Origin of the sequence: Lentzea xerophila (assembly GCF_051094245.1) — a bacterium.
In the GTDB taxonomy this organism is placed as follows: Bacteria; Actinomycetota; Actinomycetes; order Mycobacteriales; family Pseudonocardiaceae; genus Lentzea; species Lentzea xerophila.
In genome coordinates, this window is the sequence record NZ_CP194934.1 from 4,669,772 (window position 1) to 4,691,248 (window position 21,477).

Annotated in this window: 22 protein-coding genes; 11 read left to right on the plus strand and 11 right to left on the minus strand. The window is 69.2% G+C overall.

Going from position 1 to position 21,477, the window contains the following annotated elements:
* The first annotated feature begins 52 nt into the window (after positions 1–52).
* The 6 genes from ACRSBM_RS22290 to ACRSBM_RS22315 are packed head-to-tail and all read left to right on the plus strand — an operon-like array spanning position 53 to position 5,868.
* On the plus strand, positions 53–745 hold the full coding sequence (locus ACRSBM_RS22290; RefSeq protein ID WP_434453174.1) for a response regulator transcription factor: 693 nt from the start codon (positions 53–55) through the stop codon (positions 743–745).
* Entirely contained in the window at positions 738–2,432 is a 1,695-nt protein-coding gene (locus tag ACRSBM_RS22295) for a sensor histidine kinase (protein ID WP_434445607.1), read from the plus strand. Before ACRSBM_RS22290 ends, ACRSBM_RS22295 begins: the two co-directional genes overlap by 8 nt.
* Before the next feature lie 40 nt (positions 2,433–2,472).
* On the plus strand, positions 2,473–2,997 hold the full coding sequence (locus tag ACRSBM_RS22300; RefSeq protein ID WP_434445609.1) for a hypothetical protein: 525 nt from the start codon (positions 2,473–2,475) through the stop codon (positions 2,995–2,997).
* Positions 2,994–4,019 carry a peptidoglycan-binding protein gene (locus ACRSBM_RS22305; RefSeq protein WP_434445610.1) on the plus strand — a complete coding sequence of 342 codons (1,026 nt, stop codon included), beginning with the start codon at positions 2,994–2,996 and terminating at the stop codon, positions 4,017–4,019. The genes ACRSBM_RS22300 and ACRSBM_RS22305 overlap by 4 nt, the downstream gene beginning before the upstream one ends.
* Positions 4,016–4,690, plus strand: coding sequence for an ABC transporter ATP-binding protein (locus ACRSBM_RS22310; RefSeq protein WP_434445612.1), 675 nt, complete (start codon positions 4,016–4,018; stop codon positions 4,688–4,690). The genes ACRSBM_RS22305 and ACRSBM_RS22310 overlap by 4 nt, the downstream gene beginning before the upstream one ends.
* Positions 4,687–5,868, plus strand: coding sequence for an ABC transporter permease (locus ACRSBM_RS22315; RefSeq protein WP_434445614.1), 1,182 nt, complete (start codon positions 4,687–4,689; stop codon positions 5,866–5,868). The genes ACRSBM_RS22310 and ACRSBM_RS22315 overlap by 4 nt, the downstream gene beginning before the upstream one ends.
* A 120-nt stretch (positions 5,869–5,988) precedes the next feature.
* Here ACRSBM_RS22315 and ACRSBM_RS22320 read toward each other — a convergent pair whose 3' ends face one another.
* Positions 5,989–7,218 carry a DUF1684 domain-containing protein gene (locus ACRSBM_RS22320; protein ID WP_434445616.1) on the minus strand — a complete coding sequence of 410 codons (1,230 nt, stop codon included), beginning with the start codon at positions 7,216–7,218 and terminating at the stop codon, positions 5,989–5,991.
* A 107-nt stretch (positions 7,219–7,325) separates the two neighbouring features.
* Between ACRSBM_RS22320 and ACRSBM_RS22325 the strand changes: the two genes are divergently transcribed.
* Positions 7,326–7,910 (plus strand): helix-turn-helix domain-containing protein, encoded by a 585-nt coding sequence (locus tag ACRSBM_RS22325; RefSeq protein ID WP_434445618.1) that lies wholly within the window; start codon positions 7,326–7,328, stop codon positions 7,908–7,910.
* 36 nt (positions 7,911–7,946) lie between these two features.
* On the opposite strand, the gene ACRSBM_RS22330 is transcribed toward ACRSBM_RS22325, so the two are convergent.
* A complete protein-coding gene (locus ACRSBM_RS22330) occupies positions 7,947–9,173 on the minus strand; it encodes an NAD(P)/FAD-dependent oxidoreductase (RefSeq protein WP_434445620.1) in 1,227 nt (408 codons plus the stop codon).
* 192 nt (positions 9,174–9,365) lie between these two features.
* Here ACRSBM_RS22330 and ACRSBM_RS22335 point away from each other — a divergent pair, with 192 nt between their 5' ends.
* Positions 9,366–9,998 (plus strand): helix-turn-helix transcriptional regulator, encoded by a 633-nt coding sequence (locus ACRSBM_RS22335; protein ID WP_434453177.1) that lies wholly within the window; start codon positions 9,366–9,368, stop codon positions 9,996–9,998.
* A gap of 59 nt (positions 9,999–10,057) precedes the next feature.
* On the opposite strand, the gene ACRSBM_RS22340 is transcribed toward ACRSBM_RS22335, so the two are convergent.
* Positions 10,058–10,429 carry a winged helix-turn-helix transcriptional regulator gene (locus ACRSBM_RS22340; RefSeq protein WP_434445622.1) on the minus strand — a complete coding sequence of 124 codons (372 nt, stop codon included), beginning with the start codon at positions 10,427–10,429 and terminating at the stop codon, positions 10,058–10,060.
* Positions 10,430–10,522: 93 nt separating this feature from the next.
* Between ACRSBM_RS22340 and ACRSBM_RS22345 the strand changes: the two genes are divergently transcribed.
* Together ACRSBM_RS22345 and ACRSBM_RS22350 are read left to right on the plus strand one after the other, a co-directional pair.
* Positions 10,523–10,912, plus strand: coding sequence for a RidA family protein (locus ACRSBM_RS22345; RefSeq protein WP_434445624.1), 390 nt, complete (start codon positions 10,523–10,525; stop codon positions 10,910–10,912).
* Between the two features lie 57 nt (positions 10,913–10,969).
* Complete coding sequence (locus ACRSBM_RS22350) at positions 10,970–11,392, plus strand: hypothetical protein (RefSeq protein WP_434445625.1); 423 nt, start codon at positions 10,970–10,972, stop codon at positions 11,390–11,392.
* Positions 11,393–11,561: 169 nt separating this feature from the next.
* On the opposite strand, the gene ACRSBM_RS22355 is transcribed toward ACRSBM_RS22350, so the two are convergent.
* Positions 11,562–11,927, minus strand: a complete 366-nt coding sequence (locus ACRSBM_RS22355; RefSeq protein ID WP_434445627.1) for a hypothetical protein — start codon at positions 11,925–11,927, stop codon at positions 11,562–11,564.
* 40 nt (positions 11,928–11,967) lie between these two features.
* The gene (locus ACRSBM_RS22360) at positions 11,968–12,744 is read right to left on the minus strand and encodes a Tat pathway signal sequence domain protein (protein WP_434445629.1); all 777 of its coding nucleotides are present in this window, start codon (positions 12,742–12,744) and stop codon (positions 11,968–11,970) included.
* 169 nt (positions 12,745–12,913) lie between these two features.
* Here ACRSBM_RS22360 and ACRSBM_RS22365 point away from each other — a divergent pair, with 169 nt between their 5' ends.
* A complete protein-coding gene (locus ACRSBM_RS22365; protein WP_434445630.1) occupies positions 12,914–13,945 on the plus strand; it encodes an FAD-dependent oxidoreductase in 1,032 nt (343 codons plus the stop codon).
* Here ACRSBM_RS22365 and ACRSBM_RS22370 read toward each other — a convergent pair.
* The 6 genes from ACRSBM_RS22370 to ACRSBM_RS22395 all read right to left on the minus strand — a co-directional run bounded on the left by ACRSBM_RS22370 (position 13,938) and on the right by ACRSBM_RS22395 (position 21,356).
* Positions 13,938–14,105 carry a hypothetical protein gene (locus ACRSBM_RS22370; protein ID WP_434445632.1) on the minus strand — a complete coding sequence of 56 codons (168 nt, stop codon included), beginning with the start codon at positions 14,103–14,105 and terminating at the stop codon, positions 13,938–13,940. The genes ACRSBM_RS22365 and ACRSBM_RS22370 overlap by 8 nt on opposite strands.
* Positions 14,106–14,196: 91 nt before the next feature.
* On the minus strand, positions 14,197–16,914 hold the full coding sequence (locus ACRSBM_RS22375; protein ID WP_434445634.1) for an AbfB domain-containing protein: 2,718 nt from the start codon (positions 16,912–16,914) through the stop codon (positions 14,197–14,199).
* A gap of 7 nt (positions 16,915–16,921) precedes the next feature.
* Entirely contained in the window at positions 16,922–17,899 is a 978-nt protein-coding gene (locus tag ACRSBM_RS22380) for an ABC transporter permease (protein WP_434445636.1), read from the minus strand.
* The gene (locus tag ACRSBM_RS22385) at positions 17,896–18,855 is read right to left on the minus strand and encodes an ABC transporter permease (protein ID WP_434445638.1); all 960 of its coding nucleotides are present in this window, start codon (positions 18,853–18,855) and stop codon (positions 17,896–17,898) included. The genes ACRSBM_RS22380 and ACRSBM_RS22385 overlap by 4 nt, the downstream gene beginning before the upstream one ends.
* Positions 18,836–20,326, minus strand: coding sequence for a sugar ABC transporter ATP-binding protein (locus ACRSBM_RS22390; RefSeq protein ID WP_434445640.1), 1,491 nt, complete (start codon positions 20,324–20,326; stop codon positions 18,836–18,838). The genes ACRSBM_RS22385 and ACRSBM_RS22390 overlap by 20 nt, the downstream gene beginning before the upstream one ends.
* Positions 20,316–21,356 carry an ABC transporter substrate-binding protein gene (locus tag ACRSBM_RS22395; protein ID WP_434445642.1) on the minus strand — a complete coding sequence of 347 codons (1,041 nt, stop codon included), beginning with the start codon at positions 21,354–21,356 and terminating at the stop codon, positions 20,316–20,318. Before ACRSBM_RS22395 ends, ACRSBM_RS22390 begins: the two co-directional genes overlap by 11 nt.
* Positions 21,357–21,477: the final 121 nt, after the last annotated feature.

Genomic DNA, 21,477 nt, shown 5'->3' on the forward strand with positions numbered 1-21,477 from the left:
GTCCTCGTTCCGTGCGCCGGCCGCGCGAATGACTATCTTGCGACGCATGGGCATGTGCGTGCTGGTGGCCGAGGACAACGTGATGCAGGCCGACATGCTCGGGAGATACCTGCGCCAGGAGGGGTACCGGGTGCGGATCGTCCACGACGGGTCCGCCGCGCTCGACGAGGTCCGCCGCGAGCCGCCCGACCTGCTCATCCTCGACGTGATGATGCCGAGGGTGGACGGTCTGGACGTCGTGCGGACGTTGCGCAACGAGTCGGACCTCCCGGTGCTCATGCTCACCGCCAGGTCCACTGAGGACGATCTGCTGCACGGTCTCGACCTCGGCGCCGACGACTACGTCACCAAGCCCTACAGCCCGCGCGAGCTGATGGCGCGGGTGCGCACGCTGCTCAGGCGCGTCCAGCGCCCGTCCACGAGCGACACCACGAACGGCATCGCGCTCGGCGACCTGACGATCGACCCCGACCGCCACGAGGTGCGGGTGCGGGGAGAGCTGGTCGAGTGCACCGCGTCGGAGTTCCGGATCCTGCACACGATGGTGGCGGGCCCCGGCCGGGTGTTCAGCCGCGCGCAGCTGCTCAGCGCGGTGCACGGGCTGGACGGGTACATCACCGCCCGCACGATCGACGCGCACGTGATGAACCTGCGCAAGAAGATCGAGGTCCAGCCGCGCAAACCGGCGTACCTGCTGACCGTGCACGGCGTCGGCTACAAGCTGGTGGACGGGTCCGGTGCATAGCGTCCTGGCGCGGCTGCTGGCCGCGTCGGTGCTCGTGGCGCTGTGCTCCATCACCGCGACCGCGTGGCTCGCCGCGCAGAGCACGTCGACCTCGATCAGGCAGGAGCTCGGCGCCGCGCTGGCCGGAGACGCCGCCACCTACCGTTCGCTGATCACGTTCGCCGTCGAGCACCGCACCTGGGACGGCATCACGCTGCCGGCGGGCAACCGGCGCCTCATCCTCACCACGGCCGACCGCCAGGTCATCGCCGACACCGGCACGAACCTCGACCCGAGCCAGCTGCCCTCCGTGCCGTCCGCGGTGATCGACCCGCTGGAGCTCGACCTCGCCCAGGCCCAGGACGCGACCGCGGACCGCATCGACGCGAGGATCACCGGCCCGTTCCAGCTCACCGACCGGGAGAAGAACGGTCTGGCGCAGGACGCGGAGCTCTACACGGCCCGCTGCCAGCGCGCGGCCGAGGCCCCCGCACAGCTGCGGATGACCGCCTGGGGCCGGCCGATCGTGAACGTCGACCGGACGGGATCCGCACCCACGACCCCCGCCTGCTTCGAGGCGCAGGAGCGGCTGAGCACGCTGACCCTAAGCGAGTCCGCCGCATTCAACGACCTCGGTGTGCACGTGAACGCCTGCCTGCGCCAACGGGGTCTGCCGGCCGAGCAGCTCAAGCTGAACCCGTCCTGGCAGCCGGTCGCCACCAACCCGGAGTGCCTGGCCAGCGCCCGCCGCACCCAGCTGCGACCGTACGTGGCACCGCCCGCGCTGCTCTTCGTCACCGACGCCGCCGGCCGGACCACCCAGGCGACCGTCGTGCGGTTCGACGTCGGCCGGATCGTGCTGGTCGCCGCGATCGTGCTGGTCCTGACCGTCGGGGTGAGCGTGCTGGTGGCGCTGCGGATGACCAGGCCGCTGCGGACGCTCACCGCCGCCGCCGAACGGATGCGGCACGGCGCCGACGCCCAGGTCGACATCTCGTCCCGCAGCGAGATCGGCCAGCTCGCGCGGGCGTTCAACGACCTGGCCGCCCACCGGGCGCGCACCGACGCCCAGCGCAAGGCCATGACCAGCGACATCTCGCACGAGCTGCGCAACCCGCTCGGCACGATCCGCAGCTGGCTGGAGGGTGCGCGCGACGGCGTGGTCGACCTGGACCGCACGACGCTGACCTCGTTGCTCGACGAGGCGCTGGTGTTGCAGCACCTCATCGACGACCTGCAGGACCTCGCCCTGGCCGACGCCGGCGAGCTGCGGCTGCACCCAGGACCCGTCGACCTGCGGGAGTTGTTCGACCAGCTCGTGGCCGCACATCCGGGGCTGGTCGCGGACGGCGGCGGAGTGGTCGAAGCGGACCCGGTGCGGCTGCGGCAGATCCTCACCAACCTCGTCACGAACGCCTTCCGTCACACCCCGCGAGACGGAACGGTCCGTCTCGCGGCGATGGGCAACCGGATCACGGTGAGCGACACGGGTTCGGGCATCTCCGCGGACGACCTGCCGCACGTGTTCGACAGGTTCTGGCGCGCGGACCGCTCACGTACCCGTGCCACCGGCGGCAGCGGCCTCGGACTGGCGATCGTGCACGCACTGGTCACCGCGCACGGCGGCACGATCACCGTGGACAGCACCGTTGGGCGTGGGACCACATTCACGATCACGCTGCCGCCGGCCACGGCACCGGCACGCTGAGCGCATATTCTCCTCACAACCGACCGGCAGCATCGCGGCCATGAACCCCAGGCTGTTGATCGGCGCCGCCGTGCTGCTGCTTTCCGCGTGCAGTCAGGCCGCGCCACCGCCCTCGAACGTCGCGTCGTTGCAGTCCTCCGGCGCGGCCACATCCTCCACCGCCTCGACCCCGGCGGACGGCGAGCAGCCGCGGTTGCGCATGGACATGACAGACGAAGAGAAGCAGCGGTTGTACGACGCGCACACCGCGTGCCTGGCCGAGAAGGACCCGAACGCGACGGGCACCGGCACCGGTCCGGCGAGCCGCAGGCAGTACAGCGACGAGGCGTGGAAGGCGTGCGCGAAGACGTGGCCGTTGCCGCCGTGGGAGATGGACTCGAGCAACCCGGCGTTCGCGGACAACTGGCACAAGAACGTCCAGTGCCTCAACAGCCGCGGCATGAAGGTCATCGATACCGAGCCCGGCAGCTGGACCTACGACGGTGAGCAGACCCTGCCCGAGGAGCAGCGCGACAAGATCGAGAAGGAGTGCGAGCAGGAGGTCTTCGGCGGGGGACGCAAGTGAGGCGGTGGCTCATCGCCGGCGTCGTCTCCCTTGTCGTCGTCGGTGGCGTGCTGGCATTCACGCTGACCCGCCACGCACCCGCCCAGCCCGCGCAACCACAGGCGCCCCGGACGGTGGCCGTGGTGAAGACCGACCTGACCGACGTCCGGGAGTTCAAGGCGAACCTCGGTTTCGGTGCCGCGCAGCAGGTGACCGGACGGCGGCCGGGCACGATCACGTGGCTCCCGGCACCCGGTGCCTCCGTCGACCGCGGCGGTGCGGTGTACAAAGTGGACAACCGGCCGGTGTGGTTGTTCTTCGGTGACACCCCGTTGTGGCGCAAGCTGGACGCGCCCGGCATCAAGGGTCCGGACGTGAAGGTCGTGAAGGACAACCTGGGCGCCCTCGGCTACCGGCTCGGCGGTGCGGCCGACGAGCTGACGCCCGCGACGATCGACGCGGTCAAGCGCTGGCAGAAGGCCCAGAAGGTCGACCAGAGCGGCGTGGTCGAACCCGGTGACGTCGTTGTGCTGCAGGGAAAGGTGCGGGTCGAGTCGGTCACGGCGAAGCTGTCGGCGTCCGGCGAGGGCCCGTTGATGACCGTGACCGCGACGGGCAAGGCCGTGAGCGCCTCAGTCGACGCACGGCAGGCGGAAGTGTTCACCAAGGACCTGAAGGTCACCGTCGTGCTGCCCGACGGCACCGAGACCGCGGGGACCGTTCGCTCGGTCAGCACCGACGTCAAGGCGGAGAAGAACGGCAACGGTGAGGACGTGCCGACGATCGCGGTGGACATCGGGCTCGACGGCGAGGCCGGCGGGTTCGACTCCGGGCCGGTGCGGGTGCGGCTGACCAGCACCGCGAGGCGGGGTGTGCTGGCCGTGCCGGTGACGGCGTTGCTGGCGTTGCGGGAAGGTGGTTACGCGGTGCAGACCTCGGAAGGCCGGCTGGTCGCGGTGAAGACCGGCCTGTTCGCGGGCGGGCTCGTCGAGATCAGCGGCGGCGGGGTCAGCGAGGGCATGCGGGTGGTGACGACGTCGTGACACCGGTTCTGGAGGTGGTGGACGCCGTCAAGGAGTACGCGGGCGGCGTGCGCGCTCTCGACGGCGTTTCCCTCACGCTGGAGAAAGGTGACGCCGTGGCGATCGTCGGGCCGTCCGGCTCCGGCAAGTCGACGCTGCTCAACCTGCTCGGCACGCTGGACCGCCCGTCCAGCGGCACGGTGGTGCTGGACGGGCACGACGTCTCCGCGCTGTCCGACCGGCGGCTGTCGGCGTTGCGCGGGCGGCGGATCGGGTTCGTGTTCCAGCAGTTCCACCTCACCGACGGCCTCACCGCGCTGGACAACGTCGCGACCGGGCTCCTGTACGCGGGCACCCCGCGCAAGCGGCGTGCCGCGATGGCGACCGAGGCGCTGCACCGCGTGGGACTCGGTCACCGGTTGAAGCACCGGCCGCACGAACTGTCCGGCGGCGAACGCCAGCGCGTCGCCATCGCGCGTGCCGTGGTCAACCGGCCCGCGCTGGTCCTCGCCGACGAACCGACCGGGGCGCTGGACACCGCGACCGGACGTGCGGTGCTGGACCTGTTGCTCGACCTCAACCGCGAGGGCACGACGCTCGCGGTGATCACGCACGACCGCGAGGTGGCGGCGAGGTTGCCCCGCCAGGTGGAGATCAGGGACGGCCGGATCCGCACGGCGGTGACCGCGTGAAGCCGGCCCGGTTGAGCTTCGCCGACCTCCTGCTCCTCGGCCTGTCCCCGTTGCGCACCAGGCCGTTGCGCGCCGTGCTGTCCGCGCTCGGCATCTCCATCGGCATCGCCACGCTCGTCGTGGTCACCGGCATCCCGGCGTCGAGCCACGCCGCGTTGATGGAGGAGTTCGCGGCGCTGGGCACCAACCTGCTGCGCGCCGAAGCGGCCACCGGCATGGGCAACGAGCCGGCCTCGCTGCCGCCGGACTCCGTCGCGATGGTGCGGCGCATCGGCCCCGCCGAGCAGGTCAGCGCCGTCGCGAACACGCACGCCGTGATCCGCCGCTCCGACCGGGTCCCGGACTCGGAGACGTCCGGGCTGACCGTGCTCGCCGCGGAGCTGAACCTCCTGGAGACGCTCAACGGCAACGTGCGCACCGGCACGTTCCTCACCGAGGCCAGCTCGGCCTTCCCGACTGTCGTGCTGGGTGACGTCGCCGCGTCGAGGCTGGGTATCACGGCGCCGGACGCCCAGGTCAGGATCAACGACACCTGGTTCACGGTGATCGGTGTCCTGGCCCCGCTGCCGCTCGCGCCGGAGGTCGAACGCTCCGCGCTGGTCGGCTGGCACTCGGCGCAGACGTCCCTGGGCTTCGACCAGCGGCCCACGGTCCTCTACCTCAGGGCACAGGAGGCGGCGATCGACGACGTGCGGGCGGTGCTGCCGCCGACCGTCCACCCGGAACAGCCGTCGCAGGTGCGGGTCAGCCGGCCGTCCGACGCCCTGACGGCCAAGCGGCTCACCGAGAACACGTTCTCGGCGTTGCTGCTGGGCCTCGCCGGCATCGCGTTGCTCGTCGGCGGCATCGGGGTCGCGAACACGATGGTGATCTCCGTGCTGGAGCGCAAGCGCGAGATCGGCCTTCGCCGGGCGCTGGGCGCCAACCGCGGTCAGGTCAGGACGCAGTTCCTCACCGAGTCGGTCGTGCTGTGCGTGCTCGGCGGCGTCGCCGGCGTCCTGCTGGGACTGACGGGCACCGCCGGTTACGCCGCCGTGCACGGCTGGCCCGCGGTGATCCCGGCCGAGATGGTCCTGGCCGGGCTCGGCGCCGCGGTGACGACGGGCGTGGTCGCCGGCGTGTACCCGGCGGTGCGGGCGTCGCGGCTCACCCCGACCGAGGCGCTCGCCGCGCCGTGAAGAACACCGGGCTCTCGTTGAGGCCTGACTGAATGCCTCGACGATCCTCCCCTGACGATCGTCACAGACTCCGGCACCTGGGCGTCGGCCGCGCCCGGTGCCGGAGCCTCCACGGCCGGATCAGTGGCCGTCGTTCACGTTGTCTCCGTTGCCCGAGCCCATGTTCGCGTACTCCTCGATGCGGTCGATGAGACCGTTCTCGAAGCGGAAGTACATCGCCACGTGCAACTCGTTGCCGGACCCGCCGGGCATGCCGATGTGCAGCACGTGCTGCTGGAGCACCTCGTTCGGCTTCTGGAACTGACGGGTGATGTCGTACCGCAACGTGATGGCACCACCGCCGCCGCCGCTCGACATCCGCTCGAGCTGTTCGAGGTTCTCGTCGATCGTCTGCTCACCCTTGCCGTCGTTGTGCCAGACGGTGGCGGTATCGGTGCACATCGCCCGCATGCTCGCGAAGTCGAACTTCTCCAGATGCCGCAGGTACTGGACCGCTTTTTCGGTGAGTTCCATGGTGCCGTGCTGTCCTTTCTTCTCGGGTTCAGTCGCCGTGTTCTCGCCACCTTCGTCGAAGAGGGGCGCGCGTTCCCCGGCGTCGACGACGACCGGGAGATGGTTCGCCTCGAGCGGAAGCGGGCAGGGAAACGCCGTGGAGAACACGTGGTGGGGCAGGATCACCTGGTTGAAGTCGAGTCGGACGGTGCTGCCCTCGTGCGGTGGGAGGACGAGCCACCGGCCGATCTCCGGCGTGCTGGTTCCGCTGGTGGCGTCGGTGAACACCACCAAGGGGAAGCCGGGGACGGTTTCCACCACCGTCAGGGTGTGCTGTTCGCCGCCGAGCTCGACGACGAGATCGGCCGGGGCGGGTACGGTTTCCTTGCTCCGCGGAGTGGTCAGCCGCTCCACTTCGACGGTGCGGCCTGGCACCGGGCGGTATTCGGCGTCGACGACCCAGCTCGGATCGTAGGGATAGGCCGCGATCTCGCGCAGTCTCGTCAGAGCCGGCGTGGAAGGATCCCAGACGACCAGGCCGTAGGTTCCGTCCCGTCCCGCGACGAAACACACCCGCCCGTCCGGGAACTCGACCTGGCTGCCAGGTTCGACTTCCACCGCGCCGGTCACCGGCCGTCCGCCGACCGACAGCCCGTCCGCGGCGGTGGCGGTGAGCGTCAGGATCCCCGACGCGCTCACCTCCCATCGGCCGGGAAGGCCCGCCACGGCCGGTCCGGAATGCGAGACCATGGCCAGCATGACGGTGCCCGCCTTGCCGGCCGGGCCGGAGACCTCCGCCCAGCGGTTCTTCCGCCAGGTCGCGTACTCCTCTGGGTGACCAGAGTCCTCAGTAGACATAAACCCCTCTTGTTCCTGTCGTCCGCCTGGAACGTCCTTCGGACACCACCATGTGGCACCGGAACAGGAAGTGGCAAAGAAGTTTGCTCATCTGGCAAACTCGCACCATGAACGACGCGAACGACCGGGCTCTCGACGCCGTCGGGCCCCGGCTGCGCAAACTCCGCCAGGAACGCGAGACCACGCTGGCCGAACTGTCGGCCGACACCGGCATCTCCATCAGCACGTTGTCGCGGCTGGAGTCCGGCTCCCGGCGGCCGACCCTGGAACAACTGCTGCCACTGGCCAGAGCACACGGCGTCACACTCGACGAACTGGTCGACGCCCCGGCCACCGGTGATCCGCGTGTGCACCTGCGCCCCATCAACTGCAAGGGCGGCATGACGGTCCTGCCGCTGACCCGGCGCCCCGGCGGCATCCAGGCCTACAAGTTCGTCCTGCGCGGCAATCTCCGCCCGAAACAGCCCGCTCCCCAGGCCCACGAGGGCTACGAGTGGGTGTACGTCCTCAATGGACAGCTACGGCTCGTGCTCGGCGAGAACGACCTGATCCTCTCACCCGGCGAAGCCGCCGAGTTCGACACCCGCACACCACACTGGTTCGGCGCCGCGACCACCCAGCCCGTGGAGTACATCTGCCTCATCGGACGGCAAGGCGAGCGCGCACACATCCGCGCCACCCTGAGGAAATGACGGTTTCCGCCCGCTCGGGCGAGCGTTCGAGTCCTGCTACACCCCTGCCGTGACGAGGCTCTCCAGCGGCACAGACGGGTCGGCCAACCGTGCCGGATCGATCTGGGCGCTTGAGCGGATCAAGCCCTTGACGGCGTCGGTGACGTCCCAGATGTTCACGTTCATACCCGCGACCACCACCTCGTCCTTGAGCCAGAAGGCGATGAACTCCCGGCGGGTGACGTCACCGCGGACCACGACCTGGTCGTAGCCGGAAGCGTGGCCCACGTACTCCATGCCCAGGTCGTACTGGTCGGTGTAGAAGTAGGGCAGCTCGTCGTACTCGACGTGCTCACCCAGCATTCCGGCGGCTGCGACGGCCGGCTGCTTGAGCGCGTTGGCCCAGTGCTCGACCCTGATCCGGCCGCCCAGCGCGGGAAGCCGGACGTTCGCGACGTCACCGGCCGCGAAGACGTCCGGATCGGCGGTGCGCAGCGAGGCGTCCACCAGAATCCCGTTGTCGACGGCGAGGCCACTCGTCTCGGCGAGGTAGGTGTCGGGAATGGCACCGACACCAACGAGCACGGTGTCGGCGGGGACGACCGCGCCGTCGGCGAGCCGCACGCCGGCGACCTTTCCTCCGGCGGTGGTGAACTCGCGGACGGACACCCCGAACCGCAGGTCCACCCCGTGCCGGCGGTGCAGGTCCGCGAACACCGTCGCCATCTCGGGGCCTAGCGCCTTCAACAGTGGCAGTTCTGCGGCCTCGAGCACGGTCACCTCGACGCCGGCCTGCCGCGCCGCCGCGGTGGCTTCCAGGCCGATCCAGCCGGCGCCGACGACCACCAGGCGAGATCCGGGTACGAGCGCCTCGCGCAGGCGCTGCGAGTCCTCGATCCGTCGTAGTTGATGCACGCCCTCGGCGGTCGCACCGGGTACCGGGAGGGTGCGGGGCCGGGCGCCGGTGGTGAGCAACAGCGTGTCGTAGCCGATTCGGGTACCGTCGGCGAGGTCGACCCGATGAGCGCCGCGATCGATCCTCTCGGCCGGGACACCGAGGCGCAGTTCCACGTCGTGCGCGGTGTACCAGCTTTCGTCGTGGATGTAGGCGCTGTCGGCCGCGGCTTTGCCGATCAGCACGTCCTTGGACAGCGGCGGACGTTCGTACGGCCGGTGCGGCTCGTCACCGACGAGCACGATCCGCCCGTCGAAACCTTTGGTGCGCAGTGCTTCTGCCGCCTTGGCGCCGGCCAGGCCCGCGCCGATGATCACGTGAGTGTTCATGCATGGCCTCCAGTGAGTACGAGCAGCTTCCAAGGGTGCATAGTTTCACCAACAGATACTGGTCTTATTCGCTCATACCGTCAAGCTGACTGGTTTGACCAACGCCCGTAGGTGTATCTTTGCCGGGTGACACACTTCGGGGACCCAGCTGTCCGTGCTGTCGCCGCGCTGGAGGACGACCTGCGGCGCGACATGTACGCCTTCATCAGGCAGGCGCGCCGGCCGGTCACCAGGGACGAGGCAGCGGAGTCGGCCGGGATCTCCCGCAAGCTGGCCGCGTTCCACCTCGACAAGCTCGTCGCCGCCGGCGTGCTGACCGCTCGCTACGAGGCTCCCGAAGGCGTCCGCAAGGTGGGCCGCACCCCCAAGGTGTACGAACCGTCCGACATGGACATCCAGATCAGCATCCCGCCCCGCGAACACGATCTGCTCGCCACGATCCTCGTGGACGCGGTGCTCGCCGGTCCCGGCGACGCCCAGGACGCCGCGCTCACGGTCGCTCACGAACACGGCGAACGCATCGGCGCATCCGAGCGTGCCCGCACTCGCCCCGGCAGGCTGGGGGCCGAACGCGCGATGACCCTTGCCTCGGAAGTGCTGCAGCAACACGGTTTCGAGCCCGCCAGGGTGAACCCGACCTGCGTCCGGCTGCGCAACTGCCCCTTCCACCCGTTGGCCGCCAGGGCGCCCGAACTCGTCTGCGGCATCAACCACGCACTGTTGACGGGCCTGCTGACCGGCTTGCAGGCGTCGGCAGTCGAGGCGGTGCTGGAACCGCGCACCGGACAGTGCTGTGTCGAACTGCGCCGAGCGGCAGACGGTTAGCCACGGCCAGAAGCAAGGGAGAGGTGCTTCTGACGGTTATGGTCGTCGCCCGGAAGACTTCACCCGCTTGAGTGACCAAAGCGGCTCCGAGCCGCCTCGATCTCCCCCAGGTACCGCGTCGTCCAGGCGCACATCGCGTCCACCGTCGTCCGCAGCGCCTGGCCAGGCTCGGTGAGCGTGTACTCGACGCGCGGCGGCACGGTGGGGTGCACCACCCGCGACACCAGTCCGTTGCGCTCCAGCAGCCGCAGGTTCTGCGTCAGCATCTTGTGACTGACGCCGTCGACCTCGGCCTTCAACTCGGTGAAGCGCTTGGTGGAGTCGCCGATGGTCTCGACGATCAGCAGCGCCCACTTGTTGGCGATGTCCGAGAAGATCTCGCGCGCCAGCGAGTCCGCACGCGCCAGATCCCCGCTGAGCTGCTTGCTCACCTTTGGGTTCCCTACTCTCGAAAAAGTGCGTTCTTCCAGGTCAGCGTTCACTCTCCTACGGTGAGCCAGTAACCACAAGAGAGGAACAAGCAGATGGCCATCACCCTCATCAACCCCGAGGGCCTGCCGCGGAACGACATCTACCACCACGTGGCGGTGGCGTCCGGAGCGAAGACGATCTACCTGGCCGGGCAGGTGGCGTGGGACGCCGAGCCGGATCTCGCGACCCAGACCGAGCAGGCCTACGTGAACGTGCACACCGCGCTCAAGGCCGCAGGAGCGTCGTTCAAGGATCTGGCCAGGGTCAGGGTGTACGTCGTGGGCTGGACGCCCGACAAGATGCCCGAGCTGCTCAAGGGCATCGACAACGCCTTGAAGAACGTCGGCGAGACGGCCAGGCCGCCCGCCACGTTGATCGGCGTGGCCGCACTGGACGTGCCGGAGCACCTGGTCGAGATCGAGGCCGTCGCGGTGCTCGACTGATTTACCGCCGGCTAACCGGCGCAGCGGAGGCTTCGGGGCAAACGAGGAGGAGCCCCAATGCGCAAGATCCTGGCGGCCGCGGCCGTCGCCGCCGCGGCCCTGAGCACGATGACGGCCGGCACCGCCCACGCCGAGTACAACCCCGCCTGCCCGAGTGGCGTCACCCAGATCGGGTCGACGGCGTACGTGAAGAACTACGACACGACCGTCGCATCGGTCAAGCAGTTCAAGGGCTGCGGCAAGAACTACTCCTACATCTACGTGTGGGACTCGTGGATCTCCAGCCATGGCAGGGACTTCACGCTTCGCACCTACGTCAAGACGCGCCCGAACCTGACGCACGGATTCAAGACCGGTGCGCGTGGGCAACGGGAACTGTGGTCTGGTGGCGCGAACACGCTCGACGTGTGCACGCTTGCGCACGGCGAGGTCGACGGGAGCAGCTACTCCCTGTTCGCCGAGACCGGCTGGCGCTGCTGAGAGTCAGCGGAACGAGACGAGTCCGCCCACCAGCTCCACGGTGACGGTGGTACGCCCGGCCGGACTCTGCCGGCCGGGCCCGTACTCCGTCGTAGCCGAAACCGTCGTAGCCGAACGAACGCGGCTCACCGACAGAGCACGCCGAACAGAGCAACACGCGCGTGTCTCCTCACCGGCGCAGACCGATCAGCAACGCCAGCCCGGCGGACAAAGCGATCACGCCCGCGACAACGAGCTGGTTGAGCCAAACAGCCCAGACACCGCCATCTGCCGGACGCAACGCCACGACGATCAGCCACACTGCCAAGGCGATCGTCAGCGGCCGGATGAACGGCACGTCCAGCGGCGCCATCGCCCGCACCATGCCGAGCAGCATGATGACGACGGCCAGGCCCATGGACCACCAGTACGGCCGGAAAGCATGCAGTGACGCGCCGAAGTGCAGGACCGGTGGCGCCGCGATCAGCCACACCCCGGCCAGGAAGGCGGCGACGCCGGCCCTGCTTTCGACAGTTCGTCCGTGTACGTCCCCCACGCGAGTAATTCTCACCTCCGGACGCCCGTCTGGGAACACCTCATTCCTTGCGGTACGCCTTCATGTTGCGCAGCAACAGGTAGGTGTCCCGCAGTTGCGCCGAGTCACCGAGGCTGCGGTAGATGCCCCACTTCGGATGCGCCTGGTCACCGCCGAGCCACGTGTCGAACCCGGACCGGGACGCGTCGACCACGGTGGTGCCGCCGTCCTTCAACGAGAACCGCAGGCTGCCGGAGTCGGCGACCTTGATCTCGATCTCGACGTCGATCCACTTGTTGCGCAGCGGTGCCAGCGGCGTGCTGCCGAGTTTCGCCTGGCCGGCGCCGAACAGTCTCATCTCGATGGTCTCGGCCGAGCCGGAGCGGAACAGCGACATGGTGACCACGGGTGAGGCGACGCCGGTGTGCTTGACCTGGAAGATGTGCGTGAAGCTGGTGGTGCCCTTCAACGAGCCCGGAACGTACGTCTGGTAGTCGAAGCGCCAGGTCTCGCCCTTCTTCATGTCGTGGCGGGTGCTGCCGGTCCGGATCGCGCGCACCTCGTTGCGCTGCCGGTCAGAGCCGTCGCGATCGGACCTGTGCATCACGAACCGGTACTGGTTGCCCTCGGCGAAGATGTGCGTGGCCGAGGGGTGCGAGTTCGCGCGGTCGTCCTCGATGCCGGCGAACGCATTCAGCCCGGCCGAGCCGGGGTTCGCGGCCCACTTCTGCACGAACGCCATCGCACCCACGTCCGCTGACGCCACACCCGCGGCCAGTGGCGTGGCCGCGACCGCGAGCACTCCTCGCATCGCGGTACGGCGGTTGAACAACTCCATCGGTGTCTCTCCTCGAACCAGGGCGGCGGTCCGAGGCGGCGGTACGCCCACGATTGGCGACAGACCTCCGACGTGTCAAGGGCCTGCCTTTGTGGAGAAACGGTGCAGATCCCGTGAAGGTGTTGCCGGAAAACGGAATCGCACGCCCCGGGAAACCTACGGTCACGGCATGGACACCGTGGACGTGCTCGTCGTCGGCGCCGGGCTGGCCGGCCTCAACACCGCGCGCCTGCTCGCGCAGGCAGGTCTCGACGTGGCCGTGTGCGAGCGCAGGACGAACCTCGGGACCGGCATCCGCACGACCGGCATCTTCGTCCGGCGCACCCTCGACGACTACGAGCTCCCGCACCTGGGGCCGGCGGTCCGGCGCGTGCTGCTCTACCCGCCGTCGCGGAAGGAACCCGTCGAGTTCGTGAGCACCCGCGACGAGTTCCGCGTCGGTGACATGGAGGGCATCTACGCCGCCGCGGTCGAGGACGCCGAACGCGCCGGCGCGCAGGTCCACCTGAACTCCAGCTACCCGGCGAAGTCGACGAAGGCCCGCTTCACCATCGGCGCGGACGGCGCCCGCTCCACGGTCGCGAGGAACCTCGGCCTCGACGTCAACCGGCAGCTGATCACCGGCATCGAGGAGGTCTACCCGGTCAGGACCGGCTCCACGCCGACGTTCCACTGCGTGGTCGACCCGCGGATCGCGCCCGGTTACATCGCCTGGGTCATCGACGACGGCGAGCACGCGCACGTCGGGCTGGCCGGTCGCGCCGACCGGTTCGCCGCACCGCTCCCCCAACTGCTGCACCGCTTCCGGGACAGCTTCCCCACGCCGGAACCCGCCGGGCCGGTGCAGCGCCGGGGCGGTCCGATCCCGGTCGGCGGGCTGCTGCGCCGGATCGTGTCGCCGCGGGGCCTGCTGGTCGGTGACGCGGCCGGCGCGGTCTCGCCGCTCACGGCGGGCGGGCTCGACCCGTGCATGCGGATGTCGGAGCTCGCCGCCTCGGTGACGTTCGACTACCTGCGCAGCGGCAACAAGTACGTGCTGGAGCACTACGACGCCGCGGCGATGCGGCGCCGCTACCGCACCAGATCCCTGCTGCGGCGCGGACTGTCGCTCGTGCGCGGGCCGGGCCTTGCCGAGCTGGCGTTCACGGCGCTGCGCACACAGCCCGGAATGGCCATGGCCAAGCGGATCCTGTTCACCTGATGGCCGCGCCACCGGATTCAGCGGCCCGCTTCAGGGCGGCGTTCTCGGCCCTCATGCCGTCACGCATCGCCTTGCCGATGAAGAGGTCCGTTCCGCTGGACAGCACACCGTCGACCACCAGCTCGGTGCCGCGAGTGTGCGCGGGAGGTCTGCCCGGCACACCGAGGTGCCGGGCAGACCTCTCACGAGCCGCGCGCGAGGGCGTCGCTCAACCTGTCGCCGCCCGTGGTCGTTGGCGGCGTCCTTAACTCCTACGGTGCCCAGGGCGAGCTGACGGCCCAGCTCACGTCCTGCGCGTACGAGACCGGGTTGTCATAGGCGTGCGCGCCGCCGTTCGAGGCGACCCAGACCTCCTCCGAGTAGTGCCGGACGCTGGTGCCGAGCTCGTTGACCGACTCGAGCCGCACGCCGCCGTTGCCCTGCTGGGCGCAGAACGTCGCGTCGAGGCGGAAGAGCTCGGTGTTGTCGTTCGTGCCGAGGCGCACCCGGAAGTCCGCGTGCCGCAGGAACTGGCCCGGCAGGTTGCGGGACTCGAGCGAGTAGCACGTCGGGTCGGCGAGGCCGCGCCTCACCACGAAGGTCGCGTCCGACTTCAGCAGCGCGGCGCTGCCGCTGTCGACCACGTCCGTGCGCGCCAGACCGTCGCGGTGCCGCAGGTAGCGGTCCGTGAAGCCGGGCGTGGTCACCCGGAACGAGCGGGCCTGGTCCAGCGGCAGGTCCGCACCGCTGCGCCACAACCCGGTCCCGAGGGCCCACGTGGTGTCGGCGGCGAACGAGTTCGCGGTGTCCCACGGGTTCGGGCCGCCGGAGCGCGCCAGGTAGACGCCCTCGTTGAAGTGCCTCACGAAGGAGCCGCGCACGTTGTACGACTCCAGTGCGGTGCCTCCGGAGCCTTCCCGGGCGCAGAACGTGGCGTCGGCGGCGATCGTGCCGTTGTTCACGTCCTTGCGGATGACACCGTTGCTGTGCCTGAGGAACTGGCCGGGGAAGTTCCGTGACTCGAACGAGTAGCAGGCCGCGTCGGCGAGTCCTGGACGCAGGTGGAACGTCGCGTCCAGCCGGTCCAGGTCCGTACCGATCACGTCGGTGCGAGCCGCGCCGTCGCGGTGGCGCAGGTAGCGGTTGGTGTAGCCGTTCGTGGTGACGCGCAACGACACCACGTCGTCCGGGGTCACCGCCGTGCCGCGGGCCACGGCGAGCACCTTCAGGTTGACATCACGTACCCGCGACTCGGTCATCTTCATGACCCGCCGGTCGTAGGTGTAGAAGCCGTTGACCTCGTTCTCCACGTCGTACGGCTCGGTGTAGACCATCCCGGACAGCCCACGCGTGTGGATCATCCGCTGGACCTGCTTGATGATCTCCTCGTACCGCTTGGTCAGCGACTGCTCGTCCGGATACAGGGCGCCGTAGGCGAATCCCGCGCCCGGCTGGTACTCGTGGCCGGCGATCCGGCGGCCCAGACCACCGAACTCGCCCAGCATCGCGACCCGGTTGGCGTCGGGCTGCCGGGTGGCCGTCGAGATCTGGTAGGCGTGGTCGTCGATGATGTCGCCGTTGCCGGGGTCGGGATCCGAGACACAGCAGTTGGAACCCGAGTTGTGGTTGATCAGGCGGGTGTTGTCGATCGAGCGGACCAGGTCGACGATGCGGCCCGCGTCGTACTCGCCCCAGCCCTCGTTGAACGGCACCCACTGCACGATCGACGTGATGCCCTTGAGCTGGTCGATCATCCGGCGCAGCTCGGACTCGAAGTTCGCACGCCCGTTGGGAACCTCGTCGACGGCGTCGAGCGAGGGCATGTCCTGCCAGACCAGCAGGCCGAGCCGGTCGGCGTGGTAGAACCAGCGCGCCGGTTCGACCTTGATGTGCTTGCGGACCATGTTGAAGCCCAGCGCCTTCTGGCGTTCGAGGTCCCAGCGCAGCGCCTCGTCGGTCGGCGCGGTGTAGATGCCGTCCGGCCAGTAGCCCTGGTCGAGGGTGCCGCTCTGGAAGACGAACTTCCCGTTGAGCAACGGCCGCATGACACCGCCGACCATCGCCTTGCCGAGCGAGCGCATGCCGAAGTAGCCGGTGACGGAGTCCCCGCCGGCCAGCGTCACGCGCAGGTCGTAGAGGAACGGGTCGTCCGGGGACCAGAGCCGGGCGTTCGGGACCGGGACCCGCAGGGAGCCACCGGTCGTCCCGGTCTGCCTGCCGACCACCTGGCCGCCGCTCAGTACCTCGGCGGTGACCGACTGTCCCGCGGTGCCCTGCACGACCAGGTCGAGCGCGCCCGCGCCGACGTTCGGCGTGGTGTCGAGGCGGGTGATGTGCGCGGCGCGCACCGGTTCCAGCCACACCGTCTGCCAGATACCGGACGCCGCCGTGTAGAAGATGCCGCTCGGCGAACGGCGCTGCTTGCCGATCGGGTAGCGGCTGCCGTCGATCGGCGAGTGCACGCCGACGACGATCTCGTTCGTCCCCGCCTGGAGCGCGGAGGTGATGTCGAACGAGAACGCGTCGAAACCGCCGGTGTGCGTGCCGACCTGCCTGCCGTTGACCCAGACCCTCGTCTCCCAGGTCACGGCGCCGAAGTTCAGCTTGACGTTCCGTCCGTTCCAGGTGGACGGAACGGTGAAGGTGCGGCGGTAGAACATGTTGTCCTCGTGCCGCTTGATGCCCGACAGAGCGGACTCGATCGGGTACGGCACGAGGACGCCTTCGGCCAGTGGCCTGCCGATCGGCGGGTTGCTGAGGTTGGCCGCGCCGGCGAACTCCCAGACACCGTTGAGGTTCTGCCACTCGGGACGCTGGAGCTGCGGGCGCGGGTACTCGGGCAGGGCGTTCGCCGGCGACACCTGGGAGGTCCAGGGGGTCGTCAGCGGAGGGGTCTTGGGGACCCACTCCACCGCGTGCGCCGCTGTCGGCGTTATGAACGTCGTTGTGATGAGGATGCCGACCAATACGCCCAGGACGCGTCTGGTCATGATGCTCCTATCTTCGCAGTATTCGTTGCAGGACAACGACGATGAGCAGGAACACCCCGCTCACCACTGACTGGTAGTTGCTGTCGAGCGTGCCGATCTGGTTGATGACGTTCTGGATGACCTTGATCAGGCCGACGCCGATCACGGTGCCGAGCACCGTGCCCATGCCACCGGTCAGCAGGGTGCCGCCGATGACGACGACCGCGATGGCGTCCAGTTCGAGGCCGACGCCGATGACCGTGACGCCCGACTGCAGGTAAGCGGCGGTCAGGGCGCCGGCGAGACCCGCCAGCATGCCGCTCATGGTGTAGACGAGAACCTTGGTCCTGGCGATGGGAACGCCCATGAGGATCGCCGACTGCTCGGCGCCACCGGTCGCGAACACGTTCTGGCCGAAGCTGGTGCGGTTCAGGACCACACCACCCAGCAGGCAGAGCACGGCCGCGACGAAGATCGGGTAGCCGAAGCCGAAGACCGTGCCGCGGCCCAGTTCGACGAACGCGCTGTCCGGCGCGATCTGGTAGGTGTTGGCGCCTTCGTCGGTGATCGCCAGCAGCAGTCCGCGCGCGAACAGCAGCGACGCGAGCGTGACGATGAACGGCGCCATGTTCGTGCGGGCTATCAGCAGGCCGTTGATCAGCCCGATGAGCCCGCAGACCACCAGCGGCAGTGCCAGCGCCACCAGGAACCCGTACTGCGATCCCCAGGCCGCGAGCACACCGCCCAGGGCGTAGACCGACCCGACCGACAGGTCGATGCCGCCGGTGATGATCACGAACGTCATGCCGAGCGCGATCACCGCGAGGAACGAGCCCTGCAGGGCGAGGTCGCGCAGGTTGTCGGGGCTGCCGAAGCGCGGGAAGACCAGCCACGACACCGCGACCATGAGCACCAGGGCGACGGCGGCACCTTGGCGTTGCAGGACCTTCGCCCGCACCGCCGTCGTCCTGGGCGTCGTACTGGTCGTCGTCGACTGAGTGATCATCGGCGCTCCCGTGCCACGTACACGGCGGCGATGATGATCGCGGCCTGGACCATCTGCGCGATCGAGTCCGGCAGGTTGTGCTTGATCAGGGTGGCCCGGACGAGCTGCATCAGGATCACCCCGAACACCGTGCCGAGCACCCGGACCTTGCCGCCGGTCAGCGGCGTCCCGCCGACGACCACCGCGGTGATCGCGGACAGTTCCATCAGCAGACCCATGTCGGCCGGGTCGCTGGCGGCGAGCCGGGACGTGGCCAGCACGCCGGCGACCGCCGCGAGCACGCCGCAGATCGCGTAGACGCCGACCAGCACCCGGTTGACCGGAAGTCCGGCGAGGGTGGCCGCCTTGCGGTTACCGCCGACCGCGACGAGCTGGCGCCCGAACGTCGTGCGGTTCGTCAGCGCGGCGATCACGATCGCGAGCAGGCCCGCGATCAGCACGCTGGTCGGGATGCCGAGCACGTCACCGGTGCCGAGCGCGAGGAACGCCTCGTCGTGCAGCTGGACGAGCTGGCCGTCCGCGATGACGAGCGCCAGGCCTCGGCCACCGACCAGCAGGGCGAGCGTCGCGACGATCGGCTGGATGCCGACCTTGGCGACGAGGAGCCCGTTGAAGGCTCCCGCCAGCAGGCCGACGACGAGCGCCATCGTGATCGCGACGAGCGGACCGGCGCCGAGGTAGAGCGGGATGATCGCGGCGGCCAGCGCCATGACCGCGCCGACGCTCAGGTCGACGCCCTCGGTGCCGATCACCAGCGCCATGCCGAGCGCGACGATCAGGACGGGTGCGGCCTGGACGAGCTGGGTCATGAAGTTGCCCAGCGTCAGGAAGTTCGCCGTGAACAGGGCGTTGAACAGCAGCAGGACACCAACGGCGACGTAGACACCGTTGTCCTGCAACCAGCGCGTCCTGGCGGCTGTCCTCGTGGCCGCCGTCCTAGTGGCTGTCAGCGTCATCCATCACCTCCGCCGCGATGGCCTCGAGCACGCGCTCACGGGTGAGCTCGGCTCCCTCCAGTTCGCCCGCGACCGCTCCGTCGCGCAGCACGACGAGCCGGTCCGCGCCGTCGAGCAGCTCGTCCAGCTCGGAGCTGATCAGCAGCACCGCCAGGCCCTCCCGCGCGAGCTCGTCGATCAGGGCCTGCACCTCGGCCTTGGCGCCGACGTCGATGCCGCGCGTGGGTTCGTCGAGGAGCAGGATCTTCGGTTCGGTGCACAGCCACCTGGCCAGCAGCACCTTCTGCTGGTTGCCGCCGGACAGCTCCGCGACCTTCTGCTCGGGACTCGACACCTTGATACGCAGGCGTTCGATGAACGTGGCCACGATCCGGTCCTGTTTGGACCGGCTGGTCACCCCGAGCCGGCTCAGCCGCGGCAGCGCGGCCAGCACGATGTTCTCCCGCACGGACAGGTTCGGGATGATCCCCTCCGTCTTGCGGTCCTCCGCGAGCATGCTGATGCCCGCCCTGGTGGCCGCCTTCACGGTGTGCGGCACCGGTTCGCCCGCGACGAGCACGGTGCCGTTGTCGAGCGGGAGCGCGCCGATGATCGCTTTCGCGGTCTCCGTGCGGCCCGACCCGAGCAGCCCGGCGAGGCCCACCACCTCACCGGGCCGGATCGACACGCTGACACCGTTGATGCGGGGCTTGCTCGTCAGGTCGAGCGCCTCGAGCACCGGCTGGGTGTCGGCGTGGTGGCCTTCGCCGAACGCCGTCGTGCCGTGCTTCTCGATCTCCTTGACCGACCTGCCGAGCATCAGCGAGACCAGCTCGATGCGCGGGAGTTCCCGCAGAGGACCACTGTGAACGCTGCGCCCGTCTCTCAGCACCGTGACCCGGTCGCAGATCCGGTACAGCTCGTCCATGCGGTGGCTGACGTAGATGATCGCGATGCCGGCCTCGTGCAGCTTGCGCACGACGCCGAGCAACGTCTCCACCTCGCGCGGTTCCAGTGACGACGTGGGTTCGTCCATGATCACGACGTCAGCGTCGGTGTCGACCGCCCTGGCGAGCGCGACCATCTGCTGCTCCCCGACCGCGAGCGTCCCGAGTGGACTGCTCACGTCCGCCGTGATGCCGTAGCCGCGCAACAGCTTCGCGGCGTCGGCGTCCCGGCGGGCGCGGTCGATCAGGCCGAACCGGGTGCGCGGCTCGCGGCCGAGGAACAGGTTGGCGGCCACGCTCATCAGGGGGACGAGGTTGACCTCCTGGTAGATCGTGGAGATCTGCCCGCCGCGGGTGATGCGACCGGAATCCGGGGTGTGGATGCCGGTCAGCACCTTGATCAGCGTCGACTTGCCCGCGCCGTTCTCCCCGACCAGCGCGTGGATCTCGCCCCGTTCGAGGGTGAAGTCCACGTCGTCGAGGGCTCGCACGCCGGCGAACGTCTTGGTGACGCCGGCGACCTCGATGACCGGATCAGTAGGCATTGTTGAGCTTCTGCGCGGCGTTCGTCGAGTCGTACTCGTCGTCGGAGATCACGATGTTCGCCGGGATCTCGTCACCCTTGGCGAACTTCTCCAGCGTGTCGAACGCGAGCGGGCCGAAGCGCGGGTTGGACTCGACGACCGCGGTGTAGCTGCCGTCCGCGATGAGCTGCACGGCGGTGCGCGTGCCGTCGACGGACACGATCTTGACGTCCTTGCCCGGCACCTTGCCCGCGGCCTTGAGGGCGGTGACGGCGCCGATGCCCATCTCGTCGTTCTCGGCGTAGACGGCGGTGATGTCGGGGTTGCTCTGGATGAGCTGCTCCATCACGGCCTGGCCCTTGGACCTGTCGAACTCACCGGTCTGCTCCGCGACCACGGTGAGGCCGGGGGTGCCGGCGATGCCGTCCTTGAAGCCCTTGGTCCGGTCGACCGTGACGTTGTTGCCCGACGCGCCGAGCAGGATCGCCACCTTGCCGGTGCCGCCGGTCGCCTTGATCATCTGCGCAGCGGCGCGTTTGCCCTGCTCGACGAAGTCCGAGCCGATGAACGTCAGGTAGTCGGTGCACGGCTGCGACGTCACCTTGCGGTCGATCGTCACGACCGGCACCTGCTTGGCCTTCGCCGCGTCGAACGCGGGCTGCAGGCCGTCGGAGTTGAGCGGTGCCACGATCAGCAGCTTCGCGCCGCGGTCCAGCATCGACTTGATGTCGCTGATCTGCTTGTTCAGGTCGCTCTGCGCGTTGGTGGTCAGCAGCTCGACGCCCCGCTTGGCGGCCTCGTCCTTGATCGACTGCGTCTCCGCGGTGCGGAACGGGTTGGCCTCCTTCTCCGACTGGGAGAAGCCGACCACCGCCCCCTTGAGGTCCACCTGCGGGTATCCGGTCGTGCTCCGCGCGCAACCGGGACCGGCGCTCTGGTTCTGCGCGGCGCTCGCGGCAGGCCCTCCGCTGGTCGTGGTCTGTTGGCTCTCTCTCGCAGTGCAACCGGTCACGAGCAGGGCGGCAACTGCGATGAGCAGGATGCGAGACATCTTTGGCTCCTACACGGGCTGTGCGTGGACGCGCTCTCGGGCGCTAGATTTGCATCGTTGTTCCAACGATGTAAAGACCCGAGACCGTCCCGGTATGATTCCCGGTACTTTTCTGGAGGCT

Bases quoted from the DNA above. Each gene is read 5' to 3' on its own strand.
- ACRSBM_RS22290 (WP_434453174.1), top strand. From the start codon at position 53: ATGTGCGTGCTGGTGGCCGAGGACAACGTGATGCAGGCCGACATGCTC.
- ACRSBM_RS22300 (WP_434445609.1), top strand. From the start codon at position 2,473: ATGAACCCCAGGCTGTTGATCGGCGCCGCCGTGCTGCTGCTTTCCGCG.
- ACRSBM_RS22320 (WP_434445616.1), bottom strand. From the start codon at position 7,218: ATGTCTACTGAGGACTCTGGTCACCCAGAGGAGTACGCGACCTGGCGG.
- ACRSBM_RS22325 (WP_434445618.1), top strand. From the start codon at position 7,326: ATGAACGACGCGAACGACCGGGCTCTCGACGCCGTCGGGCCCCGGCTG.
- ACRSBM_RS22330 (WP_434445620.1), bottom strand. From the start codon at position 9,173: ATGAACACTCACGTGATCATCGGCGCGGGCCTGGCCGGCGCCAAGGCG.
- ACRSBM_RS22335 (WP_434453177.1), top strand. From the start codon at position 9,366: ATGTACGCCTTCATCAGGCAGGCGCGCCGGCCGGTCACCAGGGACGAG.
- ACRSBM_RS22345 (WP_434445624.1), top strand. From the start codon at position 10,523: ATGGCCATCACCCTCATCAACCCCGAGGGCCTGCCGCGGAACGACATC.
- ACRSBM_RS22350 (WP_434445625.1), top strand. From the start codon at position 10,970: ATGCGCAAGATCCTGGCGGCCGCGGCCGTCGCCGCCGCGGCCCTGAGC.
- ACRSBM_RS22360 (WP_434445629.1), bottom strand. From the start codon at position 12,744: ATGGAGTTGTTCAACCGCCGTACCGCGATGCGAGGAGTGCTCGCGGTC.
- ACRSBM_RS22365 (WP_434445630.1), top strand. From the start codon at position 12,914: ATGGACACCGTGGACGTGCTCGTCGTCGGCGCCGGGCTGGCCGGCCTC.
- ACRSBM_RS22375 (WP_434445634.1), bottom strand. From the start codon at position 16,914: ATGACCAGACGCGTCCTGGGCGTATTGGTCGGCATCCTCATCACAACG.
- ACRSBM_RS22380 (WP_434445636.1), bottom strand. From the start codon at position 17,899: ATGATCACTCAGTCGACGACGACCAGTACGACGCCCAGGACGACGGCG.
- ACRSBM_RS22385 (WP_434445638.1), bottom strand. From the start codon at position 18,855: ATGACGCTGACAGCCACTAGGACGGCGGCCACGAGGACAGCCGCCAGG.
- ACRSBM_RS22390 (WP_434445640.1), bottom strand. From the start codon at position 20,326: ATGCCTACTGATCCGGTCATCGAGGTCGCCGGCGTCACCAAGACGTTC.
- ACRSBM_RS22395 (WP_434445642.1), bottom strand. From the start codon at position 21,356: ATGTCTCGCATCCTGCTCATCGCAGTTGCCGCCCTGCTCGTGACCGGT.